Below are 13,417 nucleotides of genomic sequence, written 5' to 3' on the forward strand. Positions count from 1 at the left end.
TAGACAAATAGAAAAGCGCAAGCGCCCGTTAAGGTTCGACAAGCATAAGACAAACCGCCGAAGCGGCGCTTTTTGCCGCACAGCCGGACCGCATTATGACCTGAGAATTGATCACCAAAGCTAAGCCAAAGAAAAAAACCTTGTATTTCAACAAGGTTTTACGCAAATACTTCTTCATCTGTTTTGGTGATAGTCAAGCGGACAATTCGGTTGCGGTCCATTTCGTTGATTTCGACGTGGAGGTTTTCGTATGTGAATTGCTCACCTTCATTCGGCACATGACCTAGCTGCTGCATAACAAAGCCGGCAATGGTGTCGTGGTCATTCGGCACATTGACGTTGAACATGTCGTTAACATCTTCGATTTCCAATCGTCCGTGGCATGACAATTTGACATCGGTCATTTCAAACACCATTTCATCGTCTTCCACATCCGTTTCATCTTCAATATCCTGTCCGATCATTTCTTCAATAATGTCTTCGTGGGTAACGATACCGAGCGTGCCGCCGTATTCATCCAAAATGACGGCCATGTGTTTTTTCTTCGACATCATCATTTTAAAGACTGTTTCAACGCTCACGGATTGGACGACGAACAACGGGTTATCATCCATCAATTCTTCGAGCGTCAAATTCGGATTCATCGACCATTCAATTAGCTTCTTCGAATAAAACAAGCCGATTACGTTATCCAGACTTTCTTCATATACCGGGTAACGGGTATATGAGGAATCCAAGATCAAATCGCGCACTTCTTCATAATTCGAACCGATTTCAATGCCGACGGTGTCCGTCCGGTGAGTCGACATGACATCCGATACGTCTTTATTCGGGAAATCCAGAATCCCTTTGATCCGTTCGGATTCTTCTTCTTCAAACGTCCCTTCAGTCGATGCAATATCGACCATGGTCCGCAGTTCTTCTTTCGAAATCGTCGCTTCTTTTACCGCACCCTTTGAAATGATGCGAATAAAAATATTGGTGAACTGAGACAACAGCCACGTCAGCGGTTTTAAAATAACCACTAAAATTGAAATAACAGGAAACACCAAATACGCAACCCGCTCTGAGAAAGTCGCCGCAATCGTTTTTGGCAGCACTTCCCCGAAAATAATCAAAACCACCGTTAAGATCGCCGTAGCCAAGCCCACTTCCCAGCCTTCCGTTAAGGCGATGGTCGTCACGAGTGTTGGCAACATGATATTGGCGATATTGTTTCCGATTAAAAGAGTGGTAATCATTCGGTCCGGCTTCGCGATCAATTTCTGCAGCCGCTGTGATTTCACATCGCCCTGCTCTGCGCGAAGATGGACCTTCATCCTGTTAACCGCAGTCAATGCCGTTTCGCTTCCTGAGAAGAAAAACGACAAGAATAAAAAAAATCCTAACGCTATAAACAATTATGGTTCCCCCAGTGTTTTAACACACGTGATTTTACGAACTCTTTCCGTACTAAGCATTATATCACAGGAAATTTCCCAATGTCGAAAACCAAAACTCGGTGTGCTATAATTTTTTCATAATTAAAAATTATAGAAGCGAGGTATTTGAATGAATGCACAAGTAGACCAGTATTTTAAAGATCATCGTGAAGAACAGCTTGAAGAGCTGAAAGCATTTTTGCGAATCCCTTCCATCAGCTCATTATCTGAACATAAAGAGGATGTCCGAAGCGCAGCCGAATGGTTGAAAACCGCCATGGAAAAGGCGGGACTCGAGAATGTCAAAGTGGATGAAACCGCAGGGCACCCCGTCGTCTATGCAGATTGGCTGCATGCAGAAGGAAAACCGACAGTCCTTGTTTACGGCCATTACGACGTACAACCGGTCGACCCACTTCATTTATGGGAAACGGCTCCTTTTGATCCGCACGTCCGCGACAACAAACTTTTCGCGCGAGGCGCCAGCGACGACAAAGGCCAAACGTTTATGCACGTAAAAGCGGTCGAAGCTTTGCTTCAATTGAACGGCGAACTGCCAGTGAATATCAAATTCATCGTTGAAGGCGAAGAGGAAATCGGCAGCCCGAATCTTCCTGTATATGTAGAAGACAACAAAGACTTGCTGAAAGCTGACTTGATCGTCATTTCGGATACTGGCATGCAAGGTCCGGGACGCCCTGCCGTGTGCTACGGCCTGCGGGGCTTAGCGGGCATCCAAATTGACTTGAAAGGGCCAAAAGGCGATTTGCATTCCGGATTGTACGGCGGCGCGGTGCAAAACCCGTTGCATGCGATTTCTGAACTGCTTGCTTCTTTCCACGACAAAGACGGCGTCATCACGGTAGACGGCTTCTACGACGGCGTGATTGAAGTGTCGGATCAGGAACGCGCTGAATTTGCCGCTCTCGAATTTGACCTTGAAAATGAGAAAAAAGCTATCGGCATCACAGAAGATTTCGGCGAAAAAGGCTTTTCATTCGTGGAACGCACGTGGATTCGCCCGACGCTTGAAATCAATGGCATTACCGGCGGTTTTTCCGGCGAAGGCATCAAAACGGTTCTGCCGTCAGAAGCAAGTGCGAAAATCACGTGCCGCCTAGTCCCTGGACAAGATCCCGATGACATCGTCGAGAAGTTGAAAGCGCATGTGGAAAACCATAAACCGGTCGGTGTAACGGCTACGGTATCTGAATTTGATAAAGGGAAACCATTCCTTACTCCATTCGATCACCCAGCCATTCAAGCTGCCGGCCGTTCGTACGAAAAAGTCTACAACGTGCCTACCGCTTTCACACGTATGGGCGGATCCATTCCGATCGTTGCAGCATTTGACGAAATTCTTGGCCTGCCCGTTGTTTTGATGGGCTTCGGTTTGGCTTCGGAAAACTTCCATGCACCGAACGAACATTTTCATCTGGAAAACTTCGACAAAGGCCTTCGTGTCATCAGCGACTACCTATTCGAAGCATCGCAATTATAAAACCAAACGAAAGCCTTCCTGAAAAAATCAGAAAGGCTTTTTCTTTTGGGATTTTGTTTCTCTCCTACTTTTAAACTTAAGCCCTTTCATTCTCTCTGCCAAACTGGTTAAATTAAGGCAACAACCCCTTTAGGAGGCATGAAATGATCATTTATTGGCTAGCATCCTATCTTATCGGAAACTTCCTGACGGCTTGGTGGGTCGGCAAGTGGAAAGGCGTCGATTTGAGGAAAGAGTTGAGCGGAAATCTTGGAGCCCGAAACGCTGGAGCGGTTATTGGCAAATCAGCATTCTTGCTGACATTCCTTGGTGATGCCGGAAAATCGGCTGCAGTGGTGGGACTCGGATTTTATTTCCAATTTGATCTTTGGGTCATTGCGCTTGGCGGCTTTTTTGTGATAAGCGGCCACTTGTTCCCTCTCTGGTTGAAAGGTCGCGGCGGGAAAGGCATCGCTTCGTTTATCGGCGTCACGTTGTTTTTGACGCCTTCGCTATTTTTAGTCATGTTCGTTGTCTTCTTTTTGTTTCTTCCATTTGTGAAAAGCGCAACTTTAACGATGATTTTTAGTTACATCGCCTTTTTAACTGCTGCCGTTATTAGCCAAGAAATCTTAATCGTCTGGCCATTGGGGATTGCTATTGTTTTCATTATGGCAAAACACCAAAAAGACGTGAAAGAATCTTTTGAAAACCGCTTTTCTAAAATATAATTATTATTCATTTTTCTATTTAATTTAGAAGCCATGTTAGATAGTCTCTCCATTACTGGATTTCTCTATCGAGAAAATATTATTCATGATATAGTTTTATTATTCAAAATTCTGAACAGATAGGATGTTTTTTATGAAAAAGCCAATAGCTTGGATTTTAGATTCGACCGCTTATGTAACAGAAGCCTTTAAAGCTCATCCCGATGTTTACGTTGTTCCATTGAACTTGCATTTTGGCATGGAGGAATTTGTCGACGGCGTGGATTTGTCAAACGAGCAATTGTATCAGCGCATTAAAGCTGCTCCTGAGTTTCCAAAAACTTCTCAGCCTTCTGCAGGAAAATTTTCCGAACTGTACGACAAGCTGAAGGAAGAATACGAATGCGGGATTGCGGTCCATGCATCGGCAAAATTGAGCGGGACGATCGCTTCTTCCGTGTCCGGAGCGGAAATGAGCGAGTTCAAATTATATGCCATTGATTCAATGGCCTTGTCGTATGGGTTATCCGGTTTGATTGAAAGAGGCATGGAACTTCAGCAGCAAGGTTTGAATGCAGCTGACATTGCTTCCCGATTAGAAACGGAAACGAATAATTTCCGCAATTACATACTAATCGGCAACTTGACCCAGTTGTACAAAGGCGGACGCATGAGCGGCGCTCAGTATTACATTGGCAGCTTGCTGCAAGTCAAACCCATTGTTCAATTGACTCCTGCAGGTGAACTGGCTCCAATTGACAAGGTTCGTTCCCATAAAAAAGCCGTTCAATATTTGTTGAACCACGCAAAAAAAGACTACGAGGAGTTTGGCACTGATTATTTCCAAGTAATCCATGCAAACATTCCAAATGAAGCAGAAATCGTGAAACAAGAAGTGTTGAAATTTGCTCCTGGCGCCAACGTGCTAATTGGAAATATCAGTTCGTCTCTGGCTGTTCATGCAGGAGAAGGCACGCTTGCACTCATGTGGAGAAAGCCGCCTCAATAAAATCGTTTAGGATTGGAAAAAAACTTGAATTCTCCCGAAAAAACCCAATTGCAAATAACTTTTTTTCCTTATTCTGCTACAATAGAAAGTAGTTAAGGTGTGTAGAAAAAGGTGCGAGGTGGATTTAATGCAGCATGTGGAACGAGAACTTACAGATCCTGTTATGCTTTGCGATGCAAAAGGCCAATTAAATCCAAATGCCATTGGGTATGCACGGCAGCCTCTTATTGAATGCAATTTGCGAGGAAATTTTTTGCGGAAGAAAAAGTGGAATTATTGGTGCGTTTTTGGAGAAGAAATCATGTTTTCTGCTACCATCAGCCATCTGGATTACGCCGCTGTTTGTTTTGTTTATTTTTTAAATTACGAAACCCAGCGCTTTTATGAAAAAACAGTGGTCCTTCCTTTTACACGCCACATCAAGCTTTCTAATCACGTGCTGGATAACAGTTTCTTTTACCACGATGAAATGTCGATTCAATTTGATTACAGCGAAAACAAGACGCACATTAAAGTATTAGTAGATGATTTTGAAGGGGAATCGCTTCAGGCGGATTTGGGTATTGTTTATCCTTCCGCCCACGAGACATTGAATGTTGTCATCCCCCGAAATCGCCAAACCTTTCAATTCACTGCCAAATACCATTCGCTTCCTGTGTCCGGTTCAGTGAAAATTGGCAGTCAGCGCTATGAATTTGAGCAAGACGACAGCTACGCTATTTTGGATTACGGCCGAGGCATTTGGCCAAGGGAGTCTTCCTGGAATTGGGCGATGGCATCCCAACGCTGTTTAGGAAAAATTATCGGCCTCAATTTCGGCGGGAAATGGACGGATGGCACCGGGATGACTGAAAATGCCTTTTTCGTCAACGGCAAAATGACCAAAATTCATGAAGATGTACTTTTTCGTTATAATCGGGAAAATTTCAAAGAACCGTGGCTCATCCACACGAAATTTTCGGATGACGTGAAGCTGACCTTCACGCCGTTTTTTGAACGTGTTTCCAAAATGGACGCCAAACTAGTGAAATCGGAAGTTCACCAGTTGTTCGGCTACTACAACGGCTATGTCCGTGACCCGGATGGAAAAAAGGTGAAGATTTTGCAGCTGCTCGGCGCCATTGAAGAGCATGATGCGAAATGGTGAGCGATTTTCAAAATTAAATCAAAATCAAAAGGATGCAGCGGGATTTCCCCGCTGCATCCTTTTTAATTTTATTTCGAAAACTTTTCAACCATCAATTCGGGGTAGTTGGTAATAATGCCGTGGATGCCAATGTGCTGAAGTTCTTCGGCGTATTGCAGATCGTTTACCGTGTAGGCGTAAACGATGGCGCCTTTCCTGAGTGCATCGGTCGCCATTCTTCGAAAAGCGGATGGCAGAGACAAGTGAATGCGGTTGGTGCCGACAATGCGAGCGTAGTCGTAAACGTCCACCAAAACGTTCATTGTAATGATTGCCGATTCAACGGACGTGTTGTGCGCCGCTTTTTGGATATCTTCGTGGTTAAACGATGACAAAAGGAGGCGATCCGCCATTTCTTTTTTATCCGCCAGCGCAATCACTTTATCCAGTAAGCGGTCTTCAGGAAATACATCGGTTTTTAATTCGATGTTCAACCGGTGGGTTGTTTCTTTAAATACGTCCAACACTTCATCAAGTGTAGGAATCGTTTCTCCGGCCCATTCGGCGGAAAACCAAGACCCGCAGTCCAATTCCTTTAACTCGTCCAGCGTAAAATCTCTTACATAGCCTTGGCCATTCGTGGTGCGTTCAAGTTTCTCATCATTGATCACCACAATTTCGCCGTCTTTTGATAATTGGACGCTGATGACTACGCCATCAACCTGCAATTCGGCAGCGGCCTGAAAAGCAGGCAATGTATTTTCAGGATGTGTGCCTGAACTTCCTCTATTTGCATAAATTTTCATGAAGCTCCTCCTAAATTTCGGTCCGGATTTCCCAAAGTTCCGGGAAGAAATACTGATCCAATACTTTTTTTAAATAATTGACTCCAGAAGAGCCACCAGTTCCTTGTTTAAATCCAATAATCCGTTCAACCGTTTTCATGTGGCGGAACCGCCATTGCTGCATCCAATCTTCCACGTCCACCAATTTTTCCGCCAACTGGTACAGCTCCCAATAGGATTCAACGTCGCGGTAAACCACTTTCCATGCTTCTTTGACGCTTTCATTTGACTCGTAAACCGTCGTGACATCCCGGTTCAACACTTCCGAATCAATCGCAAAACCGTTTCGGTGAAGCTTTTGGATCGTGGCATCGTATAAACTGTTTTTTTCAAAAGCCGCAGAAAGTTCGCGAAGAAGCACCGGGTCTTTTTCGTAAATTGTTAGCACATGTTTTGTTTTATAGCCCAGCGCAAATTCAATCATGCGGTATTGGTAGGATTGAAAACCGCTTGCATTCCCCAGGTCGTCTCGAAATTCCATGTATTCAGCCGGCGTCATTGTTGCCAATACGTCCCAGCCTTGAATGATTTGGGATTGAATTTTTGACACACGCGCCAACTGCTTGAAGGCGGGCTGCAAATCATCTCTTTCAATGGAAGCAATGGCCGCATTCAATTCGTGCAAAATCAGTTTCATCCATAGCTCCGATACTTGGTGGATAATGATGAACAACGTCTCGTCATGATGGCCGCTGATTTCTTCCTGCGCTGCTAGCAATTTGTCCAAATGCAAGTAATCTCCGTAGGTCATGCTTTCCTTGAAGTCTGTTCGAATGTTTTTTTCAGAGGCAGCAGCTATGTTTTGGCCGTTGGTGTAGTTGTTCATGGGTAAAAGCTCCGTTCTTGCTCTTCTTCGTCTATTCTCAGCTTTGGTTCCTAGTCTATCTGCGGCGCGAACATCCGCGCGGCGATTAAAACAACGAAAAATCGGGAATACCTATTTCAAATACACCATGAAAGGATGGTCACGATGGCTTTTAAAAAATCTCCTATACTTTCCACTATACTTTTTTCTTCTATCTTGGTGCTTTCTGCATGCGGCAGCAGCGACGATGTGACTGAACCTGTTCAGAACGAGGAACAAACCGATCCAGGCGGCGGGCCTGCCGATGCATCTCCAGGCGGAGGCTTAGAAGAAGCAGATATTGGCGGCGGTGCTTTCGGATTTACGGATTTCGAATTGAATGTCGATTATCCGGACCAAAATGACGCCTTCGATGTAAGCTACGAAGAAGACCGTGAAAAAGTTGAAGCCGAGTACAAAAACACGCTCAAAAAACAAGATCTCACCGGCAATGACGCCATGGATGAACTAGAAATTGCCTTCGGCAACATGGAATTGCGCGAGGACATGTCAGAAGACGACGTCATTCCGCAAGTAGTGGAAGCCTTTGGCATTGAAGATGGCTATGACAACATTGAAATCGACGTCACGTACCAAGGCGGCTCAGAAAAAGAATATCGAGGATCCGGCAACTAAGGAAACTTTTTAACCCATATGCAGATGCATGTGGGTTTTTATTCGCCTTCCGCTTCTTGCCGCTTCCAATATTCCACTGTATTCACTGGCTGAAAGCCCGCTTTTTCATAAACGCGCAGTGCAGCGTTGTCTGTTTCAACATCGAGCAGAACTTGGTGCTTTCCTAAAACAAAAGCTTCAGTGCGGCACCACTTTAAAAACGCTTGGCCATATCCCTTTCCCTGCTCAGCCGGGTCAACGGCAAACGCCGTTACCCACAGCGCATCCTCTTCAGCAATCAGTGTTGCGGTTGCCACAAGTTTTCCCTCGCTGCGCATCAACCAAACTTCCCGTCCTGCTTCTTCAATATTGTGGGCAAGCACCGGCAGCACCTCTTCATTAAAAGCTGCCGAGAGCAGCGTTTCCAATTCCGCCCGTTCTCCTGCAAACGGTGCGGCCTTTAAATGCTCCGGAAGGGCTGCTGATTCGAGCGCTTCCGCTCCAAGCATGATTTCTTTAAAATCAGCCACGTAGCCTAAACTCTCCAGAAACGCCGCCGCTTCTTTGGATTCAATAAAAGCGGCCAGCTCGCCTTCTGCTTGGCGCTGCGCGAGCCCGTAAGCGATGCCTTCTGCGAGCGCCGTTCCGATTCCTTGTCTGCGGAAATCCGCATGGACCAACAAGGACCATTCGTATTGGTGAAGGCCGACGATGTCCAGACAAACCGCGAACCCGGCCAAGCCCCCATCTTCTGCATAGGCAAGAACCGCGAATCCTCTCGCGCTTGTCTGCCATGCCGGTTCTTGCAGCACCGTGCTGTATTCCAGCTGAAATTGGTTCATGAGTTTACGCATATCCGCCGCTGTTTGTTCATCGAGCGGAAACGAATCAATCGATAAGGAAACATTCATATGGCGCTCCCCCTTGCTTTTCTTTTTAATTTCATCCTATCACAATAACAGCCCATTAAAAAAGCTTGTCCCCAAGTTTTAGGGACAAGCGATTTATAATTTAGCATCCGCCAGCATGTTCGCGTACAATCCACCGCTTTTCAACAACTGTTCCTGTGTTCCTGCTTCGACCAGTTCCCCCATCTCCATTACCATGACGAGGTCCGCTTTTCGAACCGTATTCAATCGGTGGGCAATGACAAAACTGGTGCGCCCGGCCATAAGCCGCTCGAGCGCTTCCTGGATTTTCAGTTCCGTAACGGTGTCGATGCTGCTGGTCGCTTCATCAAGCAGGAGAATGACCGGATCCGCGATCAATGCCCGGGCAATCGACAGCAATTGCTTTTGCCCTTGGCTGATCATGGAACCGTCTCCCGACAACACCGTGTCGTAGCCGTTCGGCAGCTTTTCGATAAACTCGTGGGCATTGGCTTTTTTCGCCGCTTCCACCACTTCATAATCGGCCGCATCCAAGCGCCCGTATCGGATATTTTCCATCACCGTCGCTTCAAACAAAAACGGATCCTGCAAGACGAACGCAATTTGGCGCCTTAACGTTTCCCGCGGCATTGAAGCAATCGGCGTGCCGTCCAACCGGATTTCCCCTTCGTTGGCGTCATAAAACCGCGCGAGCAATTGCATGATCGTCGTTTTTCCTGCACCGGTTGCTCCGACCAAAGCTGCCGTTTGGCCGATGCCGACCGCAAAACTGACGTCTCGGATCGTCCACTCTTCTTCAGCGCCTTCGTATTTGAAAGATACATTGTCAAACACGACATTGCCGTGAAGTTCTTTTTCCGCGTTCGCTGCTTTATCGTCTTTTTCTTCGGTTTCGTCCATAATCGAAAATACGCGCTCCGCCCCCGCAATTGCAGAAAGCACCGTATTGAACTGGTTCGCCAAATCGTTCAACGGCCGCGTAAACTGACGGGCGTATTCCGTAAAAATCACGATGACACCGATCGATATGGAGCCATTGAGCGCGAGCACGCCGCCAACTCCGGCGACGATGGCAAAACTGGCATTGTTCAGAAAGTTCATCACTTTTGGAATAAAACCCGCATACGTCCACGCCCAAAAACCGGTATTCCGAAGGCGTTCGCTTTTCACTAAGAATTCTTCCATGACACGAGGCTCTTGGGAAAAAGCTTTGACGATTTTCTGGCCGGAAATCGTTTCTTCAATAAAGCCGTTCAAATCGCCGATCGCCCGCTGCTGCTCTTTATAAAGGCGCCCTGTCCGTGTCGTGATCCATTGCATTGCAATGTACATTAACGGAATAATGACCAGTGTCAGCACTGTCAAAAGCGGGCTGAGCCACAACATGACGACAGCTGTCCCGATTAGCGTCAATACGCTGGAAAACACTTGGATAAACGAACTGTTTAAGGTGGATGACACGTTTTCGATATCATTGGTCATCCGGCTCATCAATTCGCCGTGCTGCCGTTTGTCAAAAAACGTGACAGGCAAACGCTGCAAATGATTGAACAGCCCTGTGCGCATGCGGTAAATCACTTGCTGCGCGATGCCGACCATCCAATAGTTCTGCAAATACAGCGACACGGAATAGCCAATGTAGACCGCGATCAGCCATAAAATAACGGCTCCCATGCCGCCGAACTGCTGCGGCACGATATAGTGGTCAATAATATAGCCGATCAAGAAAGGACCAAGCAGCGCAAAGGCCGAAGAAACAAACACCAGCGCCAAGACGATGATCAATAAAACCCTGTGCTCATCGACGAGTTTCCAGATGCGCAAAAGCGTGGATTTCCAGTTCTCGGCGCGTTCGTTTTTTTTCTCTGTATCTTTTTTCAAATCTTCTTTTTTGATGATGGGTTCGTGGCCGAAAGGTCGGCGTATTGCCTCAAACATATTCGTCCACCTCCTCTTCTTGTTGGGAAAGTGCAATCTGCCGGTAAAGAGCCGAAGTCTCGACTAGCTGTTCATGCGTGCCGTAGGCCGAAATCTGCCCTTCTTCCAGCAGCAAAATGCGGTCTGTTTTTTTAGCCGTCCGAATTTTTTGGGTCACGACGAGCATTGTCGCTTTTTCTGTATCCAGCGCTTCCCACAGCTTCGCTTCTGTTTTAACGTCCAACGCGCTGGTGCTGTCATCCAATAGAAGAATTGACGGTTTTCGCACTAGCGCACGGGCGATGGACAGGCGTTGTTTCTGGCCGCCTGATAAGTTGACGCCTTTTTGGCCAACCCGTGTGTCGTAGCCTTTTGGAAAGCGCTCGACGGTTTTATGGATTTGTGCTTTTGCCGCAGCATCCGCCAATTCCGTTTGAACCGCCTGTTCTTTGCCCCACGACAAATTGTCTGAAATCGTGCCGGTAAACAATAAAGACTGCTGAGGCACTACGCCTACTGTTTTTCGCAGCGTCCGCAGCGACCAGTTTTTCGCATTCTGGCCGTGAACGTAAACATTTCCTTCGGTCGGGTCGTAAAAACGCGGAATGAGATTTAATAAGGAAGACTTTCCGGAGCCCGTGGCGCCCATGATCGCCAATTTTTCATTCGGCTTTAAACGGAACGACACATTGTTCAATACGCTCCGTTCGGTTCCCGGATACGTAAACGATACCTTGTCAAAAATGATTTCTCCGCGGCGGAGCGCCTTGACTTCGCCTTTCGTTTCTTTTTCGCGGGCACCTTCGGCAATTAGCACTTCTTCAATCCGCTCCGAAGAAGCCTTCGCCCGGGCGAACGCCATTATGATAAAGGAAAACATGGAAAAAGCGCCGGTCATGCGCATAGCGTAATTGACAATAGCCACCAATTCCCCGATTTGCGCACCGTTATTTTGAATGTAAGAAGCGCCGAACCACAGGACGGCTAGTAAGGATAAGTTCATGCCGAACAATAAAACCGGCAAAATCAATTCCATGATGCGCAGCGCCTTCACGGTATCCAGTTTTAACGAGCCGGCCACTTCTGAAAAGCGGTTCGCCTCGTACTTGCCGCGCAAATACGCTTTAATCAGCCGGACCGCTTGCAGATTTTCCTGGACAAGCCGGTTGACCCGGTCAAGCCGCTCTTGCACAAAACCAAAATACGTGACGCCTTTTAACACCATGACATACAAAAAGATGAGCAGCACCGGGAAGACGATCACCAAATAAACCGCCAGCTTCGCGTTGACGACAAATGCCATGATGATGCTTCCAAGAACCAACAGCGGCGCCCGCAGCATGATGCGCAAACCCATAAACAAAATTTGCTGGACAATGGTGACATCGCTCGTCAAACGGGTGATCAAACCCGATGCTGGGAATTTATTGAACGTCGCAAGCGAAAACGACTGGATCCGCCCGTATACTGCTTCCCGCAAATCATGCGAGAAGTTTTGGGAAACGTGCGCTGCGTAATACGAGTTGAGAATCCCCGACGCCAGCGCAATAATCGACAACACCATCAGCGCCACGCCGTATTGAATGATCCTCGTTTGGTCGCCAGCCACGATGCCGTCATCCACAATTTTTGCGATGACAAGCGGCTGCATCAACTCAACAGTCAGTTCGAGCAGCATTAAAAACAACGCAAAAATAATGAACCCTTTATATGGCTTTGCATAAACAAAAACCGTTTTCAAAAAACCACCCCTTGAACATTTCGTCACTCGAACTTTTATGTTGACTATTATGCCACATTTTTCTGATAACACATAGCGATTACATAGAAAAAAGCAGCATCTAGAAAGATGCTGCTCAGACTGTAGACAAAGTCTATGCATTAGGAACAAGATTGTATAAACCCCAACCGATCCGGCCACTTCGCTTTCCGTGGGCTCAGCCTCAGCCTCCTCGTCACTTCGTTCCTGCGGGGTCTTCCGCTTTCGCTGTCCCACAGGAGTCTCGTGACCAGATCGGTTGGAGGTGTCGCTTCACTTAACTATATAAGTTGAACTTAAGAATCGTCATTTCATACACCGCTTTGGGAAAGGCAAAGAATAGTGCTCCTGCCCAAGCTCGTCGCAAAAGAGGTCCCCAAATCCTTTGGGTCCCTCTTTGGCTCCCGCAATAAGCCGAGAAGACCACTCGTCTTATGCTTCGCCTAGCCCTTGGACGCGCCGAAACTAAGTGATTTCTTACTACTAGAAGGTATTACAGGAGAATCGTTCTAGTATTGCCAGCAGGCTAGAAGATATGGAGCAAAGCAGCGGAGACTCCCGCGGGAGCAGCGTAGCGATGAAGTGCCCGACACTCGGGCGAAAAGCCCGAGTTAGTTCGGCGCAAGCCCGCAGGAAAGCGGAGCTGTTTTGCGGAATATCAGCAAGTCAAATACTTAGTTCAACTTATATCGATTCTTGTTTAATTCAACTTCCCTTATAAAAAATAGCCAGCGGAACGCGTCCGCCTGGAACGCTGAATCTGATATATGTGCTAGAAAATGAATAATTATTCTTTAAACA

General features: G+C 46.8%; 11 protein-coding genes. 5 read left to right on the forward strand and 6 right to left on the reverse strand.

From position 1 onward, the window contains the following. Window positions 1–158: 158 nt before the first annotated feature. Complete coding sequence (locus ACRRQV_RS07985) at window positions 159–1,400, reverse strand: CNNM domain-containing protein (RefSeq protein ID WP_432529513.1); 1,242 nt, start codon at window positions 1,398–1,400, stop codon at window positions 159–161. A gap of 151 nt (window positions 1,401–1,551) precedes the next feature. Between ACRRQV_RS07985 and ACRRQV_RS07990 the strand changes: the two genes are divergently transcribed. The 4 genes from ACRRQV_RS07990 (at window position 1,552) to ACRRQV_RS08005 (ending at window position 5,767) form a co-directional block, all read left to right on the forward strand. Further along, complete coding sequence (locus ACRRQV_RS07990; RefSeq protein WP_432529515.1) at window positions 1,552–2,922, forward strand: dipeptidase; 1,371 nt, start codon at window positions 1,552–1,554, stop codon at window positions 2,920–2,922. Window positions 2,923–3,065: 143 nt separating this feature from the next. Next, the gene (locus ACRRQV_RS07995) at window positions 3,066–3,632 is read left to right on the forward strand and encodes a glycerol-3-phosphate acyltransferase (RefSeq protein ID WP_432529517.1); all 567 of its coding nucleotides are present in this window, start codon (window positions 3,066–3,068) and stop codon (window positions 3,630–3,632) included. A gap of 133 nt (window positions 3,633–3,765) precedes the next feature. Continuing rightward, window positions 3,766–4,620 carry a DegV family protein gene (locus ACRRQV_RS08000; RefSeq protein WP_432529519.1) on the forward strand — a complete coding sequence of 285 codons (855 nt, stop codon included), beginning with the start codon at window positions 3,766–3,768 and terminating at the stop codon, window positions 4,618–4,620. 127 nt (window positions 4,621–4,747) lie between these two features. Then, window positions 4,748–5,767 (forward strand): DUF2804 domain-containing protein, encoded by a 1,020-nt coding sequence (locus ACRRQV_RS08005; RefSeq protein WP_432530761.1) that lies wholly within the window; start codon window positions 4,748–4,750, stop codon window positions 5,765–5,767. A gap of 68 nt (window positions 5,768–5,835) precedes the next feature. Here ACRRQV_RS08005 and ACRRQV_RS08010 read toward each other — a convergent pair whose 3' ends face one another. Further along, window positions 5,836–6,552 (reverse strand): glycerophosphodiester phosphodiesterase family protein, encoded by a 717-nt coding sequence (locus ACRRQV_RS08010; protein WP_432529521.1) that lies wholly within the window; start codon window positions 6,550–6,552, stop codon window positions 5,836–5,838. Window positions 6,553–6,562: 10 nt separating this feature from the next. Further along, window positions 6,563–7,417, reverse strand: a complete 855-nt coding sequence (kynA, locus tag ACRRQV_RS08015) for a tryptophan 2,3-dioxygenase (RefSeq protein ID WP_432529523.1) — start codon at window positions 7,415–7,417, stop codon at window positions 6,563–6,565. A gap of 144 nt (window positions 7,418–7,561) precedes the next feature. On the opposite strand from kynA, the gene ACRRQV_RS08020 reads away from it, so the two are divergent. Next, window positions 7,562–8,071 carry a YusW family protein gene (locus ACRRQV_RS08020; RefSeq protein ID WP_432529525.1) on the forward strand — a complete coding sequence of 170 codons (510 nt, stop codon included), beginning with the start codon at window positions 7,562–7,564 and terminating at the stop codon, window positions 8,069–8,071. A gap of 38 nt (window positions 8,072–8,109) precedes the next feature. On the opposite strand, the gene ACRRQV_RS08025 is transcribed toward ACRRQV_RS08020, so the two are convergent. From ACRRQV_RS08025 to ACRRQV_RS08035, 3 genes are all read right to left on the reverse strand, one after another. Then, window positions 8,110–8,961 (reverse strand): GNAT family N-acetyltransferase, encoded by an 852-nt coding sequence (locus tag ACRRQV_RS08025; RefSeq protein ID WP_432529527.1) that lies wholly within the window; start codon window positions 8,959–8,961, stop codon window positions 8,110–8,112. A 93-nt stretch (window positions 8,962–9,054) separates the two neighbouring features. Continuing rightward, window positions 9,055–10,878 carry an ABC transporter ATP-binding protein gene (locus ACRRQV_RS08030; RefSeq protein ID WP_432529529.1) on the reverse strand — a complete coding sequence of 608 codons (1,824 nt, stop codon included), beginning with the start codon at window positions 10,876–10,878 and terminating at the stop codon, window positions 9,055–9,057. After that, window positions 10,871–12,598, reverse strand: coding sequence for an ABC transporter ATP-binding protein (locus ACRRQV_RS08035; RefSeq protein ID WP_432529531.1), 1,728 nt, complete (start codon window positions 12,596–12,598; stop codon window positions 10,871–10,873). Before ACRRQV_RS08035 ends, ACRRQV_RS08030 begins: the two co-directional genes overlap by 8 nt. Window positions 12,599–13,417: the final 819 nt, after the last annotated feature.

Source organism: Planococcus sp. YIM B11945, assembly GCF_050864155.1.
Classification (GTDB): Bacteria; Bacillota; Bacilli; order Bacillales_A; family Planococcaceae; genus Planococcus.

Coding starts and splice junctions, on each gene's coding strand:
- ACRRQV_RS07990 (WP_432529515.1), top strand. CDS start 1,552: ATGAATGCACAAGTAGACCAGTATTTTAAAGATCATCGTGAAGAACAG.
- ACRRQV_RS07995 (WP_432529517.1), top strand. CDS start 3,066: ATGATCATTTATTGGCTAGCATCCTATCTTATCGGAAACTTCCTGACG.
- ACRRQV_RS08000 (WP_432529519.1), top strand. CDS start 3,766: ATGAAAAAGCCAATAGCTTGGATTTTAGATTCGACCGCTTATGTAACA.
- ACRRQV_RS08005 (WP_432530761.1), top strand. CDS start 4,748: ATGCAGCATGTGGAACGAGAACTTACAGATCCTGTTATGCTTTGCGAT.
- ACRRQV_RS08010 (WP_432529521.1), bottom strand. CDS start 6,552: ATGAAAATTTATGCAAATAGAGGAAGTTCAGGCACACATCCTGAAAAT.
- kynA (WP_432529523.1), bottom strand. CDS start 7,417: ATGAACAACTACACCAACGGCCAAAACATAGCTGCTGCCTCTGAAAAA.
- ACRRQV_RS08020 (WP_432529525.1), top strand. CDS start 7,562: ATGGCTTTTAAAAAATCTCCTATACTTTCCACTATACTTTTTTCTTCT.
- ACRRQV_RS08025 (WP_432529527.1), bottom strand. CDS start 8,961: ATGAATGTTTCCTTATCGATTGATTCGTTTCCGCTCGATGAACAAACA.
- ACRRQV_RS08030 (WP_432529529.1), bottom strand. CDS start 10,878: ATGTTTGAGGCAATACGCCGACCTTTCGGCCACGAACCCATCATCAAA.